Genomic DNA, 21,387 nt, shown 5'->3' with positions numbered 1-21,387 from the left:
TTGGCCGCGCGTCGACGGCAAGGTCGATCACCCCTTCTCGGCGCCGCTGGTCAACCCCTCGGTGAGCAGCCGTTCGCTGGCGAAGAAGAGGATCACGATGGGCAGGGTGAGGATCACCGACCCGGCCATCAGCACCGTCTTGGGCACCTCCACCCCGTCGGAGAGCAGCGACAGCCCCAGCGACACGGTCCACCGGTTCGGCCGGTCCACGAGGAAGAGCAGCGCGAAGAGGAACTCGTTCCAGGCGATCATGAAGTCGTAGAGCGCGACCGCCATCACCGACGGGGCGGCGAGCGGGAGGCTGACCCGGCGGATGATGCCGAGCCGGCCGGCCCCGTCGATCGCGGCCGACTCCTCCAGGCTGACCGGGATGGTCTCGAAGTAGTTCTTCAGCATGTAGACCGAGACCGGCAACGTCTGCGAGATGTAGACCAGCACCAGCCCGACCAGCGACCCGCGCAGCCCGGCCCGGGTGAAGACCACGAAGAGCGGGATCGCGATGACGATCGAGGGGAACAGGTAGACCGCCAGAAACAACGCGCTGACCTGACGCCGGCCGAAGAACCGCAGGCGGGACACCGCGTACGCGCCGGGGATGGCGACCAGCAGCGTGAGCACGGTGGCGGAGAGCGCCACGATGCCGCTGTTGCGGATGAAGGTGAGGAAACCCTGCCCGCCGTCCTCGACCGACCGGAGCACCTCGGTGTACGTGTCGACGGTCAGCTCGCCGAACGGCACCAGCAGCGACCCGGGGTCGAGCAGCAGCCGCTCGATCGGGCGTACCGAGAGCACCAGCATGTACCAGAACGGCAGCAGGGTGACGAGCAGGAAGACGGCGATCACCATTCGGCGCAGCCAGCGCAGGCTCACCGTCTCGATCCGGTCCCGGTCCATCACGCGTCCTCCCGTCGCCCGGTGAAGAAGCGCAGGTAGATCACCACGAACACGATCAGCACCAGGGCCAGTACGACCGCCTGCGCCGCCGCCGCGCCGATGTCGGTGCGCGCGGTGAGGAACTGGTAGACCCGGACGCTGACCACCTCGGTGCCGGCCGCCCCGCCGGTGAGCAGGTAGACGTCGTCGAACTTGTTGAAGGTCATGATGAACCGGAGCACCCCGAGCAGCGCGATCACCGGCATGAGCTGGGGCAGCAGGATGTGCCGGAAACGCTGGGTCGGGGTGGCCCCGTCCACCCGGGCCGCCTCCTCCAGCTCGGCCGGCACCGCCTGGAGCCGGGCCAGCAGGAACAGGAACGCGAACGGGAAGTACCGCCACGCCTCGAACGCGATGACCGTCCAGAGCGCGGTGGACTCCTGCGACAGGAAGGGGATCGGTTCGTCCCAGCCGAGGAACCGCTGCCCCCAGTCGTTGACGATGCCGAGCTGCGGGTCGAGCATCACCTGCCAGACGAACGCCATCGCCACCACCGGGGCCACGTACGGCAGCAGCATCGACGCGCGTACGACGGTGCGGCCCCGGAACGGCCGGCGGACGACCAGCGCGGCGACCAGGCCGACGAGGATCGAGCCGAAGGTGCCGCCGAGGCTGTAGAGGACGGTCGTCCAGAGCGTGTCGGCGAAACCGGGGGTGTGCAGCACCCGGTCGATGTTGTCCAGGGTGAACTCGCCGAACAGGCCGGTCCGGCGCAGGGTGGCCAGGCGTACCCGCTGGAAGGCCAGCACCACGGTCCAGACGATGGGTATGCCGATCACCGCCAGCACGACGAGCAGGGTGGGGGTGACCAGCGCGAGCCCGGCGCGGGACTCGCGGCGGCGCAGGGTGAGCGGGCGTCTGCCGGGGCGGGGCCGCTCCCGGGTGGGGGAGCGGCCGGCCTCTGGCGCGGTGGTGGTCAATTGACGCCCTTGGCGATCGCCTCGACGTCCTTCTTGGCCCGGCCCGCGGCCGCGGCGGCGTCGGACTTCCCGGCGATGACGTCCGCGAGCGCCTTCGGCACGGGCAGCTCGCCGAGGATCGCGCCGACCAGCTTGCCCTGCCCCTGCGGCAGCCCCCACCGCTGGAAGGTGTCCGGACTCTTGCGCAGGGTGTCGAGGACGTCCTCGCCGTAGACCGCGGCGAGCGGTTGCTTGCGGTCCACCCCGGCCTGGCTCGTGTTCCAGGCGGTGAGGAACTTCTGCTTGTCCTCGGCGGTGCCGGTACGCGCCGGGAAGCGGCCCTCCGGCGACATGCCGAACCAGCGCGGGTAGCCGTCGGAGAGCATGTACTCCACGAAGGACCTCGCCGGGTCGGCCGCGCCGTCGAGCACCGCCCAGGAGCTGATCTCACCGTACTGCGCCGGCTCGGTGCCGTTGGGACCCTTGATCGCGGTGACGAAGCCGCTGTTCCTGGCCAGCCACGCCGGGTCGGACTGGCACTGCGGGCAGGTCGGCTTGGCGTCGTTGCGCAGCCCGGCCAGCTCGTCGAGGATGAACGGCGACCAGATCAGCATGGCCGCCTTGCCGGCGAAGTAGGTGGCCCGGGTGGTGTCCACGTCCTGCGCGCCCTTGATTGAGTGGTCGCGCATCAGGTCGCCGTAGAAGCGGAACGCCTCGACGCACTCGGGCGAGTCCAGCTTCACCGCGCCGGAGTCGTCGGTGAGCTGGCAGTTGTTGGCCAGCGCCAGATGCTCGAAGGTCTGCTGGGTGAAGACGTCGCCGGGGGCGGTCGCCGCGGTGATGCCGGCGATGCCGCCGGTGTTCAGCTTCGCCGCCGCGGCGGCGATCTTCTCGTACGTGTCGGGGGCGGGCAGGCCGGCGGCGGCGAACAGGTCCTTGCGGTAGACCAGCAGCTGGCCCCACCCGTCGCTGGGCACCGCGAGCTGCTTGCCGTCCTCACTGGTCAGCTCGAGTGCCCGGGGTGAGAAGGTGGCCCGGCCGAGCTTGTCGACGATCTGCTTGTTGGCGTCCGGCTCCAGCAGTTCGTTGCCGGCGAGGGTGCGGACCCCGGCGAGCGGGACCGAGCCGACCACGTCGGGCAGGTCCCCGGCGGCGGCGCTGGAGGCGATGAGCGCGGGGAACTGGTCCTCGTTCACGGTGACCAGATTGACCTTGACGCCGGTCTTGGCGGTGTAGTCGGCGATGATGGCCTTGGTGGCGTTGACCCGATCCGCGACGTCTTCCAGGCTCCAGACGGTTATCTGGGAATTGTCGGATTTCGGATCATCGTCACCGCAGGCCAGCAGGGTTGTCCCGGCAACTGCCAGGATCAGGGTGGAGGCGAGGATCCGCATCGAGGGCGATGGCATCGGTGGCACTCCTCTCGAAGGGTACATAGGGATTCAACCCCCTCGATTGATCATTTACAAGACAATTATCAATAATTTGGTTTAGACTCGGGGTCGGCACTTCCCTCGGAGCGACGCCATGGCCAACTGGGTTGTCTCTCTGGCCGGGCCCCGGCGCGTGAGCCTGGAGCCCTGCCCCCCGGACCCGCTCGGCCCGGGCCAGGTCCGCGTCCGCACCTGCTACTCCGGCATCTCCGCCGGCACCGAGCTGACCCTCTACCGGGGCAGCAATCCCCGGCTCAGCAAGGACTGGGACGACACCGCCCGGATGTTCGTGCCCCGGCAGGCCGCGCCCCCGTACCCGGTGGTCGGCTTCGGCTACGAGGAGGTCGGCGAGGTCGTCGAGGTGGCCCCCGACGTTCCCGACCGCCATGCCGGGCAGCTGGTCTGGGGCATCTGGGGTCACCGCGCCGAGGCCGTCGTGGCCGCCGCCGCGGTCACCCCGCTCGCCTCCGGGCTCGACCCCCTGGCCGCCGTCTTCGCCCGTCCCGGCGCCATCGCGTTGACCGCGGTGCTCGCCGGCGACCTGCACCTCGGCGACTGGGTCGGGGTCTTCGGGCAGGGCGTGATCGGGCTGCTCGGCACCCGACTCGCCGTCCTGTCCGGCGCGCGGGTCGTCGCCGTCGACCGGATGCCGACCCGGCTGGAGCACGCCGCCCGGCTCGGCGCCCGGCTGGTCGTCGACGCCGCCACCGACTCGGCCGCCGCGGCGCTGCGCGCGGCCACCGCCGGGCGCGGCGCCGACGTCTGCCTGGAGCTGTCCGGGTCCTACCCGGCCCTGCACGAGGCCATCCGCGCCACCACCCACGCCGGCCGGGTCGTCGCCGCCGGCTTCTATCAGGGGTACGCCCACGGGCTGGGACTCGGCGAGGAGTTCCACCACAACCGGATCCAGCTGGTGGCGGCCCAGGTCTCCGGGCCCACCCCGGCACCCGGCACGGCCGGCCGGTGGACCGGGCCCCGGATCGCCCACACCTTCATGGACCTGGTGGCCGAGGGCAGCGTTGACCCGCTGCCGCTGGTGAGCCACGTCGTCGACGCGGGCGCGGTGGCCGACGCGCTGGCGCTGCTCGACCGCGGTGACGGTGACGTCCTCCAAGTGGTGCTGAGGTTCTGACATGACCATCCCCCTCGCCTGCCAGGAGCAGCTGCTCCCCGGCACCGGGCTGACCGACAAGTACGCCCTCGCCGTCTCCCTCGGCTACCAGGGCATCGAACTGCGCGGCCGGGGCGACCTGGCCCTCGCCCGGCGGCTGCCGGAGCTGCGCCGGGCCCGCGCCGAGGGCGTGGTCATGCCGACCGTCTGCGTCGAGATGGACCACTTCATCGGCGACTTCGACCCGGCGCGCTCCCGCGACGCGGTACGCAACCTGCGCTCCCAGCTCTCGGTCATCGCCGAGCTGGGCGGGATCGGCGCGATGACCCCCGCCGCCTGGGGCATGTTCTCCCGCCGCCTGCCGCCGTTCGAGCCGCCCCGCCCGCCCGAGGGCGACCGGCAGGTGCTCGTCGACGCCCTCGGCGAACTCGGCGAGCACGCCCGCGCCGAGGGGGTGGCCCTCTTCCTGGAACCCCTCAACCGGTACGAGGACCACATGGTCAACCGGCTCGACGAGGCGGTCGCCCTGTGCCGGGCCGTCGGCCTGCCCTCGGTCCGCGTCGTCGCCGACACCTTCCACATGAACATCGAGGAGGACGACGTCCACGCGGCGCTGCGCGCCGCCGCGCCGTGGCTGGGGCACGTGCAGGTCAGCGACTCCAACCGGTACCAGCCCGGAGCCGGTCACCTGGACTGGCCGGCGCTGCTGGGCACCCTCGACGACCTCGGCTACGCCGGCTGGCTGGCGCTGGAGTGCCGGCTGCGCGGCGAACCGGTCGCCGCGCTGCGGCAGGCCGCCGCGGTGCTCGGCCCGGCCCCGCACCGGCGGGCGGCGGCATGAGGGCCGGCACCTCCGGCGGTGCGCCGGGCAGCCGGCACGGCGCCGGTCGGGCCGGCGCCGAACGGCACGCCGCCCTGCGCCGGCTGGCCGTGTCCACCCTCGACGCCAACTGGGAGCACGACCACACCGTGCCCTCGCGGACCCTCTACCCGCACCAGTGGAGCTGGGACTCCGCCTTCATCGCCGTCGGGCTGGCGCACGTCCGCCCCGACCGGGCCTGGCGGGAACTGGACACGCTCTTCGCCGCCCAGTGGGCCGACGGACGGGTGCCGCACATCGTGTTCAACCCGGCGCTGCGCGCCGGCGCGTACTTTCCCGGGCCGGAATTCTGGGACGCCGCCCGCGCCGACGGTGCCCCGGCCGCAGCCACCTCCGGCATCGTCCAGCCACCGGTGCACGCCCCGGCCGCCTGGCTGGTGCACCGCCGGGCCCCCTCGGCGGCGTCGGTGGCGGCGCTGCGCCGGCTCTACCCACGGCTGGTCGCTCAGCAGCGCTACCTGAGCGGGCGGCGGGACGTGGGCGGCGGCGGCCTCGCCGCCATCGTGCACCCGTGGGAGTCCGGGCTGGACAACAGCCCCGCCTGGGACGCCCCGATGGCCGCCGTACCGGCCGACGAGGCGGTGATGCGGGCGTACCGCCGGCACGACACCGCGCACGCCGACGCGGCGCACCGCCCCACCGACCTCGACTACGCCCGCTACGTGGCCCTGGTGCGGTCCTACCGGACCGGCCGGTACCGGGACGACGGCCTCGCCGGGCGGCACCCGTTCCTGGTGGAGTGCCCGCTGGTCAACGCCGCGCTGGGCGCCGCCGAACATGCTTTGGCCCGGATCGCCACGGTGATCGGCGCCGACCCCGGGCCGCACCGGGCCCGGGCCGCCCGCACCACCCAGGCCCTCATCGACCGTCTCTGGGATCCGGCCACCGGCACGTTCCACCCGCGCGACCTGCGCACCGACCGGCTCGTCCCGGCCCGCACCGTGCTCGGGCTGATCCCGTTGATCCTGCCCGACCTGCCCGACCGCCAGGTCCGGGCGCTGCTCGCCGAGGCCTGTTCACCCCGGTTCGGCCTGGCCGCCCGGATGGACCGCCCGCTGCCCAGCTACGACCGCACCGCGCCGGACTTCGAGCCGCTGCGCTACTGGCGCGGCCCGAGCTGGCTCAACACCGGCTGGCTGGTGTGGCGGGGGCTGCTCGGCCACGGCCGCCCCGACCTGGCCGCTGGGCTGCGCGAGTCGATGCTCGCCCTGGTGGCCGGGGCCGGCTGCCACGAGTACTTCCACCCCGACACCGGGGCGGGGCTCGGCTCCCCGGCGTTCAGCTGGACGGCCGCGCTGCTGCTGGACGCCCTCGCCGAGGGCTGAGCCGCGGTCGCGCTGCTCCCCGACCGGGGGTGGCGCGGCCAAGGCCGGCCTGCCCACCCCGGTCGTGGCCGTCAGGCGACGCCGGCCGGCGTCGCGCCGGGCCGCAGCGTTGCCATCGGCGAATCGTCGATCGCGTGGCCGAGCGCGTCGACCACCTCGACCACGCCGCCCACCTGGCGGGTCAGCCGCAGCGCGAGGTGCCGGGTCGACCAGCGGTCGACCTGCCCGGTCAGGGTCACCACGCCGCGGTGGACGGCCACGTCGACCACGCCGGACGGCACGCCGAGCGTACGGCGTAGCACGTCGACCACGTCCCACCGGATCCCGGCGTCCCGACGCAGATGCACCTTGAGCAGGTCGCCCCGGGTCACGATGCCGACCAGGCGGCCCAGGTCGTCGACCACGGGCAGCCGTTTGACCTGCCGCTCGTCCATGATCCGGGCGGCCTCCGGCAGCGGGGCGTCCGGGGCCACGGTGACCGCGGGCGAGGTCATCAGGTCGGCGGCCAGGGTGGCGGACGCCTTCGCGTGGGCCTCGCGTCGGTGCCGGCTGGCGAAGACCCGCCGCTGCCGCGGCCGGCCCAGCAGCTCCACCTTGTACAGCAGGTCCGCCTCCGAGACCACCCCGAGCACCTGCCGCGTCCCGTCCACCACCGGCACCGCCGTGACCTGCCCGCCGGCCAGCACCTCGACGACCTCCCGGTACGCCGTGCCCTCCCGCACCGACAGCACGTCGGTGGTCATCACGTCCCGCACCTGCCACGTACGCATCGCGACCTCCTCGTTCCCGCCTCCGACGCTACGGACCGACGGTGGTCGGGAGCAGGGGCGCTGGAACCGCCCGGCCGGGCCGGAAGTCCCGGCCCGGGCGGCCGGCCGGATCAGCCGGCCGGCACCGACTCCACCGGCTGTGCGACGGGCCGGGCCGGGACGTCCGCCGGGCCGCGGGGCGCCGGCTCGGCGTCCCGGGGCGGCTCGACGGTCAGCAGCTCCGCCGGCACCGGCTCGACCTCGACCCGGCAGTCGTGGAAGGTCGGCGCGCCACCCAGGTCGGTGTCGCGGACCGCGGTGACCGCGTTGACGGTGGCCCGTCCCGGGCTCAGCCGCGCCCAGTACGCCTTGTAGGTGAAGGCCAGCCCGGGCCGGGTGGCGTCGTCCACGGCGACCGCCGCCAGGAAGGCGCCCCGGTCGTTGCGTACCCGCACCGCGTCGCCGTCGGCGAGACCGCGCGCCGCCGCGTCGTCCGGGTGTAGGTGGACCCGGGGCGGCCCGGTCCGCCGGGCGTGCCAGGGCAGCGAGGCGAAGGTCGAGTTCATCAGGAACCGGCCGGCCGGGGCGACCAGCACCAGCGGGAACCGGCGGGCCAGCTCCCGGTCGGTCGCCTCCACCGGCGGGGTGTGCCCGGGCAGCGGGTCCACCCCGAGTCGGGCCAGCGACGGGTCGTGCAGCCGGGCCCGACCGCCGGGGGTGCGGAACCCGCCGTGGGCGTACGGGGCGCTGCCGACCGCCACCCCGGTGATCCGGACGTACGTGCGTTCGCGCAGTTCCTCGAAGCTGACCGGGGTGCCGCGCAGCAGTTGCCGGGCCAGCTCCTCGTCGCTGTCGCGCAGCCGGGGATGGTCGATGCCCAGCGCGGCCGCGAGCCGGCGGAAGATCTCGGTGTTCGGCAGCGCCTCGCCGGGCGCCTCGGTGACCGGCAGGTTCAGCGTCGTGTAGTGGTGGCCGTAGGAGGAGTGCAGGTCGAGGTGCTCCGGCTGCATGGTGGCCGGCAGCACCACGTCGGCGTAGTCGCAGGTGTCGGTCCAGCGCTGCTCCAGCACCACGGTGTGCAGGTCGTCGCGGCGCAGGCCGGCGAGCAGCCGGTTCTGGTCCGGCGCGGTGGCCGCCGGGTTCGCGTTGAACACCACCAGCGAGGTCACCGGCGGGTCGGCCTCCCCGGTGAGCACGGCGGCGAGCCGGCTCATGTTCACCGACCGGGCCGGTGGGGCCGGCAGGTCCGGCGGGCGGACCACCCGCTCCTCGTCGATCGGGTGGTGCCCGCTGGTCGACACCAGGGCGCCCCCGCCCGGGTACCGGAAGTCGCCGGTGACCAGCGGCAGCGCGCAGATCGCCCGGATCGCCTGACCGGCGCCGTGGTGGCGTTGCAGCCCCAGCCCGACCCGCACGGCGGTGGGCCGGGTGGTGGCGATCCGGGTGCCCAGGTCGCGGACCACCCCGACCGGCAGGCCGCACGCGGCGGCGGCCCGCTCCACCGGCCACTCGCCGAGCCGGGCGGCCAGCTCCGGCCAGCCGACGGTGTGTGCGGCCAGCCACTCCTCGTCGGCCGCGCCCGCGTCCAGCACGTGCCGCATCAGGCCGAGCGCCAGCGCGGCGTCGGTGCCGGGCAGCGGGGCCACGTGCTGGTCGCTGCGGGCCGCGCTGTCGGTGCGCAGCGGGTCGATGGTGACCAGGTACGCGCCGCGCTCCCGGGCCTGCTGGATGAACGGCCAGAGGTGCAGGTTGGTGGCGAGCGGGTTGGCGCCCCAGAGGACGATCAGCCGGGCGTCCACGATCGACTCGGGCTCGAAACCGATCGAGCCGCCGTAGATCGAGCGCAGCGCGGCCTGCGCCGCCCCGGTGCAGATGGTGGTGTCCAGCCGCGACGCGCCCAGGTGCGCGAAGAGCCGCGGACCCATGGTCCAGCCCTGCACGTGGCCCATGGTGCCGGCGAAGTAGTACGGGAGGACCGACTCGGGCCCGTGCCGGTCGATGCTGGCGCGCAGCCCGGTGGCCGCCCGGGCGATGGCCTCGGCCCAGCTCGCCGGCCGGTAGGAGACCCGCCCGACGCCCTTCGGTCCGGTCCGGACGTAGGGGGTGGTGAGCCGGTCGGGGCCGTTGACCGCGTCGAGGTAGCGGTTGACCTTGCCGCAGAGCGCCCCGCGGGTGAACGGATGATCACGGTCGCCGCGCAGCGCGACGGCGCGGCCGTCCGCCACCGTGAGCTGCCAGACGCAGGTGTCGGGGCAGTCGAGCGGGCAGGCGCCGGGGTGGGTGCTGCGAGCCATGCGGCGAGCCTACCGAGCGGCGGCGCCGCCACGGCGCCCCGCGACACCGCGCTCGCCCTGCCTGCGGGACCGCGGGCTGCTCCGGTGACCGCCGTTTGCCGCCGCCGACCCCGGGTAACCGGCGGTCGTTCACAGGACCGGCGGCGGCCGGTGGCCCCAGGAGGCTGGTGTGCGGTTTCCCCGATTCGTGGAGGCGGTCTCCCGCCGCTCCGAACTGCCCACCGACCTGGCCGCCACGCTCTCCCGCGCGGTGCTGCAGACCCTCGCCGACCGGGTCACCGGCGGTGAGGCCGGCGACCTGGCCGCCCAACTGCCCGACGAGCTGAGCGGCTACCTGACCGCCCCGGCCGCGGAGCCGGCGACCGGCGGCGCGGTCGACTTCGTGCACCGGGTCGCCGACCGGGCCGCGGTGGACCCGGCGGTGGCCGAGCTGGGCACCCGCGCGGTGCTGGCCACGCTGCGCGCGGCGGTGACCGTGGACGAGTTCCACGACCTGGTGGCCCAGCTGCCGAAGGGCTTCGACGCCATGGTCGACCCGATCCCGCGCCCGCCGTACGGGGCGCCGTGAGCCCGGCTCACCACTGCTCGGGCGGGTCGGCCAGCTCGGCCTCGGGCAGCTCCTGCGGCTGCGCCACCCAGGCCGAGTAGACCGGCACGCCGTGCCAGGGCCCGCCCGCGCCGTCGGTGGCCACCGCGACCACCGCGTACGGGTGCCCGAAGCGCAGCTCCGCGTGGCGGGCCATGCCCCCCGGTGGCAGCGCGGCCCGCATCGCGAACGCGGTCACCGCGGCGGCCTCGAAGCCGTACCGGCCGTAGCGGGCGACCGCCGACTGCACCGCCTCGTACGGCAGGTCCGGGTTGCCGAGCAGCGTGCCGAGCGCCCGCGCGGCGGCGTCGAAGCCGAAACCGGCCGGTGTGAGGTCGTGCCGGCTCTCCGCCGACCAGCAGGGCAGCACGGCGCTGGCCAGCTCCTCCCGGCCGTCCGGGGCGAAGGTGCGGATCGGCTCCTCGCGCACCGTCCAGGCGGGACCGTCACCGAGCGGCAGGTCGAACAGCGACCGCCGGCCGGGCCGCTGGCCCGCCGGGCCGGTGGCGGCGGCCACGGCCAGCTCCTGGGCCGCGGCGAGCACGTCCACCGCCGGCACGTCCGGGGCGGCGGCGACCGAGCAGACCAGCAGGCCCGCCTCGCCGTCGGCGCCCGGCGCCGGCCGGGCCGGCGCGGCGTGCACCGCGACGTCCCCGGCCCGCGCGGTGGCCGCGATCCAGCAGGAGTGCCCGTGCCCCGGGGTACGCAGCACCCGCGCCAGCCGGCCCGCCCACGCGCTGCCCGCCCCGAGCTGGTCGGCCGGCACCACCTGGAACGGGTCGGCCCAGGACACCCGGGTGGCCAGCGCGCTGGCCAGGACCAGCAGGGTGTCCGCCTCGACGGCCACCGGGAACCGTTCGATCAGCCCGCCGGTACGCTCCCTGGCCCACCCGTCGAGGGCGGCCTGGTCGGGCAGCGGGCCGCGTTCGGTGCGCTCCGGCAGGCCCGCGCGCCACCGGGCCAGCCCGTCGAAGGGCTGCCGTTCCCAGAGCGCGGTGGCCGCCGCGACCAGCGGGTGCGGCGCGGCCAGCAGCGCGTGGGCCGCCGCCGAGGCGGTGTCCGCGTCGGTGCCGAGGGCGTCCTCCAGGGCGGCCCGGGCGTCGCCGGTGGCGGCGGGGGCGGTGAGGGCGAGCAGCAGCCAGGCGCCGAGCGGGGAGGCGATGTGGTGGGCCTCGCCGGCGGCGCCGTGCAGCCGCTCGGCGTACCGGGCGAGCGGTGGGTGCAGAGGGGTCACCGCTCCACTGTGCCGGTTGGCGGCGCGTACGTCACGACCACAGCTCGAACGGCTCGTCGATCTCGGTGCCGGCCAGGAACACCGGCAGCAGCTCCGGCAGCCGCCCCGGGTAGCAGCGCGGCCGGTCGGCGACCAGCTCGGGCACCGGCCACCAGCGGAAGCCGAAGTAGTCCTCCACCTCGTAGTCGAGCCGGTGCGTCTCGTCGATGTCGGGCCCCGGACCGGGCAGCCGTACCGGGACGACCACCTCGTCCTGGAGGTGGCGCAGCCGGCGGTGCACGAAGCTGGCCCGCCGCCGCCACGTCGGCGCGCCCACCTGGCCCGGCGCGACGACGATCCCGGTCTCCTCGCGTAGCTCCCGCACCGCCGCGTCGAGGTAGGTCTCCCCGGGGTCGAGGCCGCCGCCGGGCAGCTCCCACCAGACGCCGAGCCGGGGGTGCTCCGGATCGCGGGTGTGGAACAGCAGCACCCGCGCGGCGGCGTCGAGCACCACCAGGCGGACCGCGCGGCGCTCGATCACCGGCAGGTCCCGGGGCAGTTCGGGCTGCACGGCTCCTCCGGAGGGACGGTGGCGACGGCGTCACCCTGGGATGATGGTGATCATGTCGCAGCTCTTCGGCGAGGTCGCCGACGATTACCACGAGGCCCGTCCAGGCTATCCAGTGGAGCTCGTGGCGGCGATCCGCGGGTACCACGGTGACCCGCCGGCCACGCTCGTCGAGGTCGGCGCCGGGACGGGCCTGGCCACCCGGACGCTGCTCGACCTGGGCGCGCGGACGACCTGCGTGGAACCGGACCGGCGGATGGCGGCCGTGCTCGCCAGCCGCTTCCCGGAGGTCGAGGTGGTCGTCGCCGCGTTCGAGGAGTGGACCCCGCCGCCGGGCGGGGTGGCCGCGCTGGCCTGCGCGATGGCCTGGCACTGGCTCGACCCGGCCACCCGCAACCGGCGGGCGTACGACGCGCTCACGCCCGGCGGTACCCTGGCCGTGTTCGGCCACCGCTACGACTACGTGGACCCGGCCCACGCCGCCGGACTGCGGGCGGCGTTCGAGTCCGTCGACCCGCGGCCGACGGTGGACCGCCCGGACGGCTGGGTCCACGACGACGTGCTCGGCAGCGGACTCTTCACCGACGTGCGGTCGCGGCTGTTCCGCCGGGCCGTGCCGCTGGACACCGCGGCGTACCTGCGCCTGGTGGCCACCTTCTCGCCGCAGCTCAAGCGCCCGCCCGAGCTGCGCGAACGGGTGCGCGACGCGCTGCGCGCGACGATCGACGGGTTCGGCGGCGGCGTGGTGCTCGACCTGCGTACCACCCTGGTGCTGGCCCGCCACCCGGCCTGAGCGGGCCGCCGACGCCGCACCCACGCCCCGGTCGGCGGCGCCTCAGCCGGGGTGCGGGTGGCCGGTCAGCTCGGCGTGCCGGAGCCGGACCGGGGTGCCCCGGCGCAGCGAGTTGGGGATCTCCGCGATCGCGTCGACCCGGTCCACCAACTCCCGCAGGCGCGCCGCGTCGGCGTCGCCGACGAGGCGTACGTCGTAGCCGATCTCGGTGGAGACGGCGGGGTCACCGGTGAAGTCGCCGTGCACGGAGATCTCGACCCGGTGCAGGGTGATGCCCAGCGCCCGAGCCTCCCGGAACAGGTCGTTGGAGACGCAGCCGGCGACGGCCAGATAGAGCAGCTGCCCACCGTTGAAGCCGAGCCCGTCCCCGCCACCGTCGGCCGGCCGGTCCACCACCAGCGTGAACGGCCCGGCGGACCCGATCGCCGCGGGCCGGTCCGGCAGGCTGCGGGTACGCACCTCGAAGGGCATGCGATCACCTCCGTACCCGACTCAACCACCTGGGCCGGTCGGCCACCTCGGCGCTTCGGCCCGAACCGGCGTCGACCGCCCGGCCGACCTCGGCCGGTGGTCGGGGCCGGCCGGGCCGCCCGGCGGCGCCGGGCGATAGGCTGCCGGCCGTGGCAGGTCTGTTGAGGAGCGTGGCGTCCCGGTTCGGCCGGATCACCGGGGGCGCCGCGGCGCCGACCGGCACCCCGCGGGTGATTCCCGCCCAGGTCGCGCGGCGGCGTCAGGTCGCCGCCCTGCAGCGGCGGGAGCTGGCGTACGCCCCGGAGCTGGACGGCCAGGCCGACCCGGGCGAGATCGTCTGGACCTGGGTCCCCTACGAGGACGACCCCCGGCAGGGCAAGGACCGGCCGGTGCTGGTGGTGGGCCGGCAGAGCCGGACGCTGTACGGGCTGATGCTGTCCAGCCAGAGCGAGCGCGACGGGCAGCGGCACTGGCTGGCCCTCGGGCCGGGGGAGTGGGACCGCGACAAGCGCCCGAGCTGGGTACGCCTGGACCGGGTGCTCACCATGCGGGAGGACAGCATCCGCCGGGAGGGCGCCGTGCTGGACCGGCCCCGGTTCGACCGGGTGGGCCAGGCGTTGCGCGCCGGCTACGGCTGGCGCTGACCGGCGGGTGGACGAGCGGCTCGCCGCCCGGCTCGCGGCCGAGTTCGGGCTGCGCCTGGTCAGCTCCGCCCCGGTGGACCTGGGCGCGGATCCGGCCGCCCGGACGTGGCGGGCGACCACCGCCGACGGTCACGCGTACGCGGTGAAGCTCACCGGCGGGGGCACCCCGGCCGGCGCGGCGGTGGCCGCGCTGCTGGCCCGGCGGGGCGTACCCGGCGTGCCCGCGCCGCTGACCACCCGGGACGGGCGGCTCGACGCCGTCCACGACGGACGCCGCCTCACCGTGGTGCCGTGGGTCTCCGACGAGCCGGCCCCCGGCGGCGACCTGCGCGCCGCGCACTGGCGCGGCTACGGCGCGCTGCTCGCCGCCGTCCACGCGGTCCCGGTTGGCGGCGAGCTGGCGGGGCTGCCCCGCGAGGACCACACCCACGCCGCGGTCGGGGCGGCCGTCCGCGACACGGACCGCCGGCTGCGCGCGGTCGACGAGGCCACGGCCGACCGCTGGACCCGGGAGGTGGCCGCCCACTGGCTGGCCGCCGGCGCCGACCTCGACCGGCTGCTCGTCGCGGTGGACCGGCTCGGCGCGGAGTTGCGGGCCCGCCCGGCCGAGCTGGTGGTCTGCCACGGCGACCCGCACCTGGGCAACCTGCTGCTCGGCCCGGACGGGCAGGTCTGGTTGATCGACTGGGACGACGCGGTGCTCGCACCGCGGGAACGCGACCTGATGTTCGTTCTCGGTGGCGGGCCCGCGTTCGCGCCGCGGGGGCGGGTGGACGAGGCGTCCTTCCGGGCCGGCTACGGGCCGGTGGCGCCGGACCCGCTGCGGCTGGCGTACCACCTCGGGGTGCGGGCGCTGGACGACATGTGGAGCTGGTCGGTGGAGGCGGCCGATCCCGGGCGGCGCGAGGCGGACCGGGTGCGCGCGCTGCGGATCCTGGCCGGGCTGCGGTCGCCGGCGGGGCTGCTCACCCTGGCCGGGAGTGCGCTGCGGGCGGCGGGCCGCTGAGCCGGCCGGCCGTTCAGCACTCGGCCATCAGCTCCCGAGCGGCGCGGGCGGCGCTGACGCTCTTCGCCTGGTACATCGCCGCGTCCGCCCGGCAGAGCGCGTCGGTGAGCTGGGTGGGTCCGTGTACCGGTGCGAGCCCGACGGAGGCGGTGACCTGCACCGTCCGGGCGCCGACCGGGATGGGCGCGGCGAGCGCCTCGCAGAGCCGGCGGGTGGCGTGCTCGATCCACCTACGGTCCACGGTGGGGCTGGCCAGCAGGCCGGCGAACTCGTCGCCGCCGAGCCGAGCCACCAGGTTGTCCCCGGCGAACGCGGCCAGCCGTTGCGCGACGCTGATCAGCACCTGATCGCCGGCGGCGTGCCCGTAGCGGTCATTGACCTGCTTGAAGCCGTCGAGGTCGAGCACCACGGCGACCAGCGGCCGGCCGGCCGGGTTGGTCAGCAACGCCGCCGCCAGCCGGAAGAAGGCCCGCCGGTTCGGCAGGCCGGTGAGTGGGTCGTGGCTGGCCGCGTGCCGTTCCGCCTCCAGTTCGGCCTGGAGCAGTTCGACCTCCGCCTCGGCGCGCAGCGCCCGGCGGCGCAGTTGCCAGACGGAGACCAGGGCACCGACGGCAGAGACTCCGGAGGCGACGGTCATCGGATCCGGCACGCGCACTCCTCCCCGTAACGCACGTGTTTCGGCCCCCGCCCGCGCTCGTCTCGACCGGCAGCCTCGTTACCCAAAGTGAACGGTTGGGCACACCGTACGTGCGTTATCATGCTCGCTGTCCAATGCAGATGCAATAGCAGATGCACGTGCATCCCGAACCCGAACAGACCACACCCCTCCGCCGCCAGCACCGCCCCCTCCCCGCGGCACCGGCTGGCTCGGCACAGAAAGACCGCCCAATGCAGCAGCCTGAGAACGGCGTACCCACCAACCAACTGCCGCCGCTGCGGTGGCAGAAGAGCCGCCGGAGCAACCCCAGCGGAAACTGTGTCGAGCTGGCCGAGCTGCCCGGAGGTGCCGGGATCGCGGTACGCAACTCCCGGCACCCGGAGGGTCCGGCGCTGATCTACAGCGTGGACGAGATCACCGCCTTTGTGCTCGGCGCCCGCGACGGCGACTTCGACCACCTGATCGCCGACCGCCCGTCCCCCTGACCGACTCGGCCGTCCGGGGGAGTTCACCTCACCGAGGGTTCATGGCATGCTTACTCGTCGGTTGGGCTGGGGGCCCGGCCGACAGCTGCCGGCATGCGAAGGACGCGCACGTGACGATGGTGCCCGCCGAGGGCGGCCCGGCCAGTGGGCCGACGGTGCTGCGCATGCTGCTCGGGGGGCAGTTGCGCCGCCTGCGGGAAGGCGCCGGGGTCACCCGGGAGGCGGCCGGCTGGGAGATCCGCTCCTCCGAGTCCAAGATCAGCCGGATGGAGCTGGGCCGGGTCGGCTTCAAGGAGCGCGACGTCTCCGACCTGCTCACCCTCTACGGCGTCACCGCCGAGGAGGAACGGGCGGCGCTGCTCACCCTGGCCCGCGACGCCAACAGCCCCGGGTGGTGGCACCGCTACGGCGACGTCCTGCCCAGCTGGTTCCAGTCCTACCTCGGCCTGGAGGCCGCCGCCGCGCTGATCCGCACCTACGAGGTGCAGTTCGTGCCCGGCCTGCTCCAGACCGCCGACTACGCCCGCGCGGTGATCCTGCTCGGTCACCAGGGCGCCCCGCCCGACGAGCTCGAACGCCGGGTCGGCCTGCGGATGAAGCGTCAGGAGCTGCTGCGCCGCCCCGACCCGCCGCAGCTCTGGGCGGTGCTCGACGAGGCCGCGCTGCGCCGGCCGATCGGTGGGCACGCCGTGATGCGTGCCCAGCTGGACGCCCTGATCGAGGCCACCGCCGCCCCGCACATCCGGTTGCAGGTCGTGCCCTTCGACGCCGGCGGGCACGCCGCGGCCAGCGGCGCCTTCAGCATCCTGCGCTTCGGCGACGAGGACCTGCCCGACATCGTCTACATCGAGCAGCTCACCAGCGCGATCTACCTCGACAAGCGCGACGACCTCGACTACTACGCGCTGGCCATGGAACGGCTCTGCGTCGAGGCCGCCCCGCCGGAGAGCACCCCCGAGCTGCTCACCAAGATCCGCGACGAGCTCTACCCGGGCTGACCCGGCCGGACCCTGCCCGACTGCCAGCCCCGCACGTCCGCACCCCCGGTGGCGTGGTGCCACCCTTTCGTGGGCGCGCCCTGCCACGACCAGGTGACCAGCTCGCGTCGGGAATCGCCCGACCGGGGCGGAACCGGGCACCGGGTTGGCCGAGCCGGCCCGACGGCAGGCAGACTGGACCACCATGTCGCCGTTGACGCCCTCGCTGCGCCTGCACGATCGGTACGTCCTGCGCGAGCGGATCGGGCTCGGCGGGATGTCCGAGGTGTGGCGCGCCGACGACGAGGTGCTGCACCGACCCGTCGCGGTCAAGGCCCTCGCCACGCAGCTCGCCGCCGACCCGCACCTGCGCGCCACCATCCAGCGCGAGGCGCGCGCCGCGGCCCGGCTCACCCACCCGCACGTGACCCAGGTGTACGACTACGGCGAGGCCACCCTGCCCGGCGGCGCGGTCCTGCCGTACCTGGTGATGGAGCTGGTGGAGGGGCGCACCCTGGCCGACCGGTTGTCCGGCGGTCCGCTCGCCTGGCCCGAGGCGGTCCGGTTGGCCGGCCAGGTAGCCGGCGCGCTGGCCGCCGCGCACAAACTCGGCGTGGTGCACCGCGACATCAAGCCCGGCAACGTCATGCTCACCGAGACCGGCGCGAAGGTCCTCGACTTCGGCATCGCCACGCTCGCCAACCCCCGGCACCCGCTGGCCGGCCAGACCGGCGAGCTGATGATGGGTACGCCCGCCTACTTCGCCCCGGAGCGGATGACCCCCGGCCCGGCGAACCCGGCCAGCGACGTGTACGCCCTCGGCGCGCTGCTCTACCGCACCCTCACCGGCCGGGCCCCGCTGCCCGTGCAGACCTGGGACGACGTGCTCGACCTGCGGACCCGGCGCCCCAAGGTGCCGCCGTTGCGCATTCCCGGGCTCCCCGCCGACGTCGCCGAGCTCACCCTGGCCTGCCTCGCCGCGGACCCGGCCGGGCGACCCACCGCCGCCCACCTCGCGGCCCGCCTCGGCGCCGGCCGGCCCGCCGACCCGCCGACCGCGGTCCTGCCCACGGTGGCCCAACCCGAACCGGCCCCGACGCTGATCGACCGGTCCGCCGTGCCGGCCCGCCCGAGCGCGCCACCGCGCGCCACGGCCCGCCCGGTCCCGCCACCACGAACCGTGGCCGGCCCGCCGGCCCGGTCCAACCGGCTCCTCGGCGTGCTCCTCGCGACCGGCCTGGTGCTACTGCTCGGCCTCGTCGGCACGCTGCTGCTCGACGACGACCCGCACTCACCCGCGGTCACCGCGCCGGGCACCACCGCCCCGGCCGGCGAACCGGCTCCCGAGTCGTCCAGCGCGCCCGCGCCGGCCAGCGCCCGCCCGGCGCCGGTCACCCTGCGCCAGCTCGCGGCGCAGTTCGCCGACCTGCTCGGCCAGGCGGTAGCGGACGGCCGGATCGACGGAAAGATCGCCAACGACCTGCGGAAGAAGGCGGGCGAGCTGGACCGGGGCAAGCCCAAGGACCGCGCCAAGCGGATCGAGGACCTCCGCGAGCGCATCGACGACGCCGCCGACGACGGCAAGCTCGACGACCGGACCGCCGCCGCCCTCCAGCGGCTGCTCGCCGCGTACGCGCTGCTGCACGGCCGCGGCCAGGGCTGAGCCGCCACCGCCCGCCGCGCCGTCAGGTGCGCCGACTCAACCGTGCCCGTGTCGTCGTGGTCGGGCGCGGGTCAGCCCAGCCGCACCGGGTCGCCGACGCGGACCCGCCCTGGGCGCACCACCTGCGCGTATCCGCCGACGCAAGGCTGCGCCGCCAGGCCGGGCAGCGGCACCACCCGGTTCAGCCGCGCGGGCGCGCGCAACGCGTCGGGGTCGCGGGGGAGCGGGCCGTGCGCCAGCGTCGGTACCGCGCAGCGGGGTGTCGGCGCCAGCATCCGCAGCACTACCTCGCCGCCGAGCCGCAGCTCCCGCCCCACCCAGTCGTTCTCGGCGAAGCCCGCGCCGTCGGTGTCGAGCAGCAGGTTCGGCCGGTACCGGGCCGGGTCGACCACGCCGGCCGGTACGGCCGCGCCGAGCCGGCGCAGGGTCGCGGTGGTCACCAGGTGCAGTGGCGCGAAGTCGACGAAACTGCCCGGCGGGGCGGCCGCCCCGAGCCGCCCCTCGTCCATCGGCACCGGCACCGTCACGCCGGCCGCGAGCACCGCCTCCGGCCGGGACCGTTCGAGAACGGCGTCCGGCGGTGGGGTGTCGACCAGCGTCACCGGCTCGCCCAGCACCTCGGAGAGCACTTCGTCCACCCGGTCGTCGTCCGCGTCGACGGCACGGCCGTCGGGCAGCACGATCCGCACCGGCCTGGCGCCGGAGGCCCGCAGCGTGAGCAGGGCACGCCAGCGGTACGGATTCTTCGCGCTGGCCACCCGGCCGGACGCCCGGTCCAGCAGCGCGAGCCGCCGGTCGCCGACCAACCCACCGGCCCGCACCTCCGCTGCGTCCAACTCCTCACCGAGCAGCGACTTCACCGGGTAGCGCCGGATCCCGGCGACCTGCCCGATCATCACCTGACACCCCTCACCCGGGCGACCCCGCCCGTCATCCGGTGCCCGCCCCGGGACCGCCGCCCGGAGTGGCCGCCCGCCGGCGGAGCTAAGTGCAGCGTCGCCCGTACCAACTCGCCGGTGCCCGTGCCGGCCCGCCCCACCGGCGACCCGTCCGGCATCCAGATCCCCGAACCGCCCGCCGCCCGCGGATAGCCGCCACCGGTGCCACCGGCGAAGCTCGCCACCGCCACCCACACCTGGTGCGTGGTGGCGATCCGTCGGGCCCGCTCCGCCGGCACCGCCGCGTCGTCGGCCGTCTCCAGCACCCCGGCGAGGTACGCGTCCGCACCCAGGGCCGCCGTCCCGGCGGCGTGCTCAGCGATCCCGGTGTCCCGGCACACCGCCAGGCCGAGCCGCCAACCGTCCACCTCGAGCACCGCCGGTCGGGTGCCGGGCGCGAACCGGTCCGGCTCCGCGCCACCCAGCCACATCTTCCGGTACGCCACCCGGGCGCCGGCCCCGTCCACCGCGAGGACCGCCAGGTAGGGCCGGCCCGGCCCCGGTGCCGGGGCACCCGCCAACGCCACCGCCCCGGTCTCGGCGCACGCCGCCACGAGCGGCGCGAGCCGGCTGTCCCCGGCCCGCACCGGCTCGGCGTCCAGCTCGTACCCGGTCAGCGACAGCTCGGGAAAGACCACCACCCGGGCCCCGGCCGCGCGTACGGTCGCGGCGTGCACGGCCGCGTTGCCGGCGACGTCGTACGAGCGGCAACGCGGCTGGGCGACCGCCAGGCGCAGCGGCGTACGCATCGACCTCACCCCTCTTCCTCCACCGTGTGTGCCCGCAGCCTAGGCGGCCCCGGCCAACCCATCTTCCGCTATCCGGGCCCGTGTCCTGATCAACCCCGATCGCGGCATGGTGTGGTGTCCGTAGCCCTGGAAAGGCCGCTTTGCGGCATCCGGAGTTGATCATCCCTGACGGGGACCCACGCCTCATGTCCCGTGGCGGCGGCCGACGACGACTGGCCGGAGGCGGCCGACTGCGGCCTTCGCCCGGTTCGGCCACTCCGCCGACCCATAGGCCCGGATTGCGCCGTCCCGTGGTCACTGCGCGGGCGGTTGGCGCGGATTGCGTGGTCCGGTGGTCACTGCGCGGGGGGTTGGCGCGGATTGCGTGGTCAGGTGGTCACTGCGCGGGGGGTTGGCGCGGATTGCGCGGTCCGGTGGTCACTGCGCGGGCGGTTGGCGCGGATTGCGCGGTTTCGTGGTCACTGCGCGGGCGGTTGGCGCCGCGGCGAGGTGAGGCCTTCCGCGTCCGCGATGTCCCCCAGCGGTCTCCGCGGCGCCGCCGCCGGCCCGTGCTGCACGAGGCGGGCCGGTGCTGCGGACGCCGGCCGGTGCTGGGGACGCCGGGTGGTGCGGCAAACCCGGTCGGTGCTGCGGATGTCGGCCGGTGCTGCGGGACGCCATGCTGCCGACGCTGTGCGGTGGTGCGGGCGCCGGGCGGTGCTGTGGTTGCCGATGGGTGGTGTGTCCGGTTTCGGGGGTGTGACCGGCGGCATCGCCGGGCCGGAATGGCCGGCGGCCGGGGGTCGTTGTATCCGGGTGAACGGCCGAGGAGGAGCACCCGACACCGGGTGCCGGGCCCCGGGAATGATGGTGGGCCGCCGGTCGTTACACCTGGTCCCGGCGCCGCCAAGAGGCCCCCCGGGGAATGATGGTGGGCCGCCGGTCGTTACACCTGGTCCCGGCGCCGCGAAGAGGCCCCGCCCTCGCGGCCGGAGATGATCCCCCCTCTCGCAAGGCTTTCTGAGCGCCTGAC

Annotated in this window: 21 protein-coding genes; 10 read left to right on the top strand and 11 right to left on the bottom strand. The window is 75.2% G+C overall.

Features of this window, described 5'->3' with window-relative positions; translation table 11 throughout:
• Window positions 1-27: 27 nt before the first annotated feature.
• From LQ51_RS04600 to LQ51_RS04590, 3 genes are read right to left on the bottom strand one after another with little or no spacing between them, the layout of a single operon-like run.
• Complete coding sequence (locus LQ51_RS04600) at window positions 28-894, bottom strand: carbohydrate ABC transporter permease (protein WP_046563392.1); 867 nt, start codon at window positions 892-894, stop codon at window positions 28-30.
• Entirely contained in the window at window positions 894-1,853 is a 960-nt protein-coding gene (locus tag LQ51_RS04595; RefSeq protein ID WP_046563391.1) for a carbohydrate ABC transporter permease, read from the bottom strand. Before LQ51_RS04595 ends, LQ51_RS04600 begins: the two co-directional genes overlap by 1 nt.
• A complete protein-coding gene (locus LQ51_RS04590) occupies window positions 1,850-3,241 on the bottom strand; it encodes an ABC transporter substrate-binding protein (protein WP_046563390.1) in 1,392 nt (463 codons plus the stop codon). The genes LQ51_RS04595 and LQ51_RS04590 overlap by 4 nt, the downstream gene beginning before the upstream one ends.
• A gap of 118 nt (window positions 3,242-3,359) precedes the next feature.
• Here LQ51_RS04590 and LQ51_RS04585 point away from each other — a divergent pair, with 118 nt between their 5' ends.
• Genes LQ51_RS04585 through LQ51_RS04575 form a run of 3 tightly spaced genes read left to right on the top strand, consistent with a single transcriptional unit; the run spans window position 3,360 to window position 6,581 of the window.
• A complete protein-coding gene (locus LQ51_RS04585) occupies window positions 3,360-4,397 on the top strand; it encodes a zinc-dependent alcohol dehydrogenase (protein ID WP_046563389.1) in 1,038 nt (345 codons plus the stop codon).
• Between the two features lies 1 nt (window position 4,398).
• A complete protein-coding gene (locus LQ51_RS04580) occupies window positions 4,399-5,217 on the top strand; it encodes a sugar phosphate isomerase/epimerase family protein (protein ID WP_046563388.1) in 819 nt (272 codons plus the stop codon).
• Window positions 5,214-6,581, top strand: coding sequence for an MGH1-like glycoside hydrolase domain-containing protein (locus LQ51_RS04575; protein WP_046563387.1), 1,368 nt, complete (start codon window positions 5,214-5,216; stop codon window positions 6,579-6,581). Before LQ51_RS04580 ends, LQ51_RS04575 begins: the two co-directional genes overlap by 4 nt.
• Window positions 6,582-6,652: 71 nt before the next feature.
• Here the strand turns inward: LQ51_RS04575 and LQ51_RS04570 are convergent, their stop codons facing one another.
• Both LQ51_RS04570 and LQ51_RS04565 read right to left on the bottom strand, forming a co-directional pair.
• Window positions 6,653-7,351: a CBS domain-containing protein gene (locus LQ51_RS04570; RefSeq protein WP_046563386.1), complete on the bottom strand. Its 699-nt coding sequence runs from the start codon at window positions 7,349-7,351 to the stop codon at window positions 6,653-6,655.
• A 110-nt stretch (window positions 7,352-7,461) separates the two neighbouring features.
• Window positions 7,462-9,624 (bottom strand): molybdopterin-containing oxidoreductase family protein, encoded by a 2,163-nt coding sequence (locus tag LQ51_RS04565; protein ID WP_082159265.1) that lies wholly within the window; start codon window positions 9,622-9,624, stop codon window positions 7,462-7,464.
• Window positions 9,625-9,793: 169 nt separating this feature from the next.
• Between LQ51_RS04565 and LQ51_RS04560 the strand changes: the two genes are divergently transcribed.
• Window positions 9,794-10,192 carry a DUF2267 domain-containing protein gene (locus LQ51_RS04560; RefSeq protein ID WP_046563385.1) on the top strand — a complete coding sequence of 133 codons (399 nt, stop codon included), beginning with the start codon at window positions 9,794-9,796 and terminating at the stop codon, window positions 10,190-10,192.
• Window positions 10,193-10,199: 7 nt separating this feature from the next.
• Here the strand turns inward: LQ51_RS04560 and LQ51_RS04555 are convergent, their stop codons facing one another.
• Both LQ51_RS04555 and LQ51_RS04550 read right to left on the bottom strand, forming a co-directional pair.
• Entirely contained in the window at window positions 10,200-11,444 is a 1,245-nt protein-coding gene (locus LQ51_RS04555; RefSeq protein ID WP_046563384.1) for a hypothetical protein, read from the bottom strand.
• A gap of 31 nt (window positions 11,445-11,475) precedes the next feature.
• On the bottom strand, window positions 11,476-11,994 hold the full coding sequence (locus LQ51_RS04550) for an NUDIX hydrolase (protein WP_046563383.1): 519 nt from the start codon (window positions 11,992-11,994) through the stop codon (window positions 11,476-11,478).
• A gap of 43 nt (window positions 11,995-12,037) precedes the next feature.
• Between LQ51_RS04550 and LQ51_RS31095 the strand changes: the two genes are divergently transcribed.
• A complete protein-coding gene (locus tag LQ51_RS31095) occupies window positions 12,038-12,784 on the top strand; it encodes a class I SAM-dependent methyltransferase (RefSeq protein ID WP_197087523.1) in 747 nt (248 codons plus the stop codon).
• A 42-nt stretch (window positions 12,785-12,826) separates the two neighbouring features.
• Here LQ51_RS31095 and LQ51_RS04540 read toward each other — a convergent pair whose 3' ends face one another.
• Window positions 12,827-13,255, bottom strand: coding sequence for an OsmC family protein (locus tag LQ51_RS04540; protein WP_046563382.1), 429 nt, complete (start codon window positions 13,253-13,255; stop codon window positions 12,827-12,829).
• Between the two features lie 149 nt (window positions 13,256-13,404).
• Here LQ51_RS04540 and LQ51_RS04535 point away from each other — a divergent pair, with 149 nt between their 5' ends.
• Both LQ51_RS04535 and LQ51_RS04530 read left to right on the top strand, forming a co-directional pair.
• Window positions 13,405-13,899, top strand: a complete 495-nt coding sequence (locus LQ51_RS04535; RefSeq protein WP_046563381.1) for a type II toxin-antitoxin system PemK/MazF family toxin — start codon at window positions 13,405-13,407, stop codon at window positions 13,897-13,899.
• A 7-nt stretch (window positions 13,900-13,906) separates the two neighbouring features.
• A complete protein-coding gene (locus LQ51_RS04530) occupies window positions 13,907-14,905 on the top strand; it encodes a phosphotransferase (protein ID WP_052744748.1) in 999 nt (332 codons plus the stop codon).
• 13 nt (window positions 14,906-14,918) lie between these two features.
• Here LQ51_RS04530 and LQ51_RS04525 read toward each other — a convergent pair whose 3' ends face one another.
• Entirely contained in the window at window positions 14,919-15,554 is a 636-nt protein-coding gene (locus LQ51_RS04525; RefSeq protein WP_046563410.1) for a GGDEF domain-containing protein, read from the bottom strand.
• Between the two features lie 239 nt (window positions 15,555-15,793).
• On the opposite strand from LQ51_RS04525, the gene LQ51_RS04520 reads away from it, so the two are divergent.
• From LQ51_RS04520 to LQ51_RS04510, 3 genes are all read left to right on the top strand, one after another.
• Complete coding sequence (locus LQ51_RS04520) at window positions 15,794-16,048, top strand: DUF397 domain-containing protein (protein WP_046563380.1); 255 nt, start codon at window positions 15,794-15,796, stop codon at window positions 16,046-16,048.
• 110 nt (window positions 16,049-16,158) lie between these two features.
• Window positions 16,159-17,046: a helix-turn-helix domain-containing protein gene (locus LQ51_RS04515; RefSeq protein ID WP_156312973.1), complete on the top strand. Its 888-nt coding sequence runs from the start codon at window positions 16,159-16,161 to the stop codon at window positions 17,044-17,046.
• Between the two features lie 184 nt (window positions 17,047-17,230).
• Complete coding sequence (locus LQ51_RS04510; protein WP_046563378.1) at window positions 17,231-18,688, top strand: serine/threonine-protein kinase; 1,458 nt, start codon at window positions 17,231-17,233, stop codon at window positions 18,686-18,688.
• Window positions 18,689-18,759: 71 nt separating this feature from the next.
• On the opposite strand, the gene LQ51_RS04505 is transcribed toward LQ51_RS04510, so the two are convergent.
• Both LQ51_RS04505 and LQ51_RS04500 read right to left on the bottom strand, forming a co-directional pair.
• The gene (locus LQ51_RS04505) at window positions 18,760-19,584 is read right to left on the bottom strand and encodes an MOSC domain-containing protein (protein ID WP_046563377.1); all 825 of its coding nucleotides are present in this window, start codon (window positions 19,582-19,584) and stop codon (window positions 18,760-18,762) included.
• A complete protein-coding gene (locus tag LQ51_RS04500) occupies window positions 19,584-20,375 on the bottom strand; it encodes a carbon-nitrogen hydrolase family protein (RefSeq protein WP_082159264.1) in 792 nt (263 codons plus the stop codon). Before LQ51_RS04500 ends, LQ51_RS04505 begins: the two co-directional genes overlap by 1 nt.
• Window positions 20,376-21,387 lie beyond the last annotated feature (1,012 nt).

This window comes from Micromonospora sp. HK10 (assembly GCF_000982955.1).
Taxonomy (GTDB): Bacteria; Actinomycetota; Actinomycetes; order Mycobacteriales; family Micromonosporaceae; genus Micromonospora.
This window is presented reverse-complemented; position numbering and strand designations above follow the sequence as displayed.

Excerpts from the sequence above, each read along its gene's own strand:
- LQ51_RS04600 (WP_046563392.1), bottom strand. The coding sequence starts at position 894 with ATGGACCGGGACCGGATCGAGACGGTGAGCCTGCGCTGGCTGCGCCGA.
- LQ51_RS04565 (WP_082159265.1), bottom strand. The coding sequence starts at position 9,624 with ATGGCTCGCAGCACCCACCCCGGCGCCTGCCCGCTCGACTGCCCCGAC.
- LQ51_RS04540 (WP_046563382.1), bottom strand. The coding sequence starts at position 13,255 with ATGCCCTTCGAGGTGCGTACCCGCAGCCTGCCGGACCGGCCCGCGGCG.
- LQ51_RS04505 (WP_046563377.1), bottom strand. The coding sequence starts at position 19,584 with ATGATCGGGCAGGTCGCCGGGATCCGGCGCTACCCGGTGAAGTCGCTG.
- LQ51_RS04570 (WP_046563386.1), bottom strand. The coding sequence starts at position 7,351 with ATGCGTACGTGGCAGGTGCGGGACGTGATGACCACCGACGTGCTGTCG.
- LQ51_RS04585 (WP_046563389.1), top strand. The coding sequence starts at position 3,360 with ATGGCCAACTGGGTTGTCTCTCTGGCCGGGCCCCGGCGCGTGAGCCTG.
- LQ51_RS04580 (WP_046563388.1), top strand. The coding sequence starts at position 4,399 with ATGACCATCCCCCTCGCCTGCCAGGAGCAGCTGCTCCCCGGCACCGGG.
- LQ51_RS04520 (WP_046563380.1), top strand. The coding sequence starts at position 15,794 with ATGCAGCAGCCTGAGAACGGCGTACCCACCAACCAACTGCCGCCGCTG.
- LQ51_RS04500 (WP_082159264.1), bottom strand. The coding sequence starts at position 20,375 with ATGCGTACGCCGCTGCGCCTGGCGGTCGCCCAGCCGCGTTGCCGCTCG.
- LQ51_RS04590 (WP_046563390.1), bottom strand. The coding sequence starts at position 3,241 with ATGCCATCGCCCTCGATGCGGATCCTCGCCTCCACCCTGATCCTGGCA.
- LQ51_RS04575 (WP_046563387.1), top strand. The coding sequence starts at position 5,214 with ATGAGGGCCGGCACCTCCGGCGGTGCGCCGGGCAGCCGGCACGGCGCC.
- LQ51_RS04510 (WP_046563378.1), top strand. The coding sequence starts at position 17,231 with ATGTCGCCGTTGACGCCCTCGCTGCGCCTGCACGATCGGTACGTCCTG.
- LQ51_RS31095 (WP_197087523.1), top strand. The coding sequence starts at position 12,038 with ATGGTGATCATGTCGCAGCTCTTCGGCGAGGTCGCCGACGATTACCAC.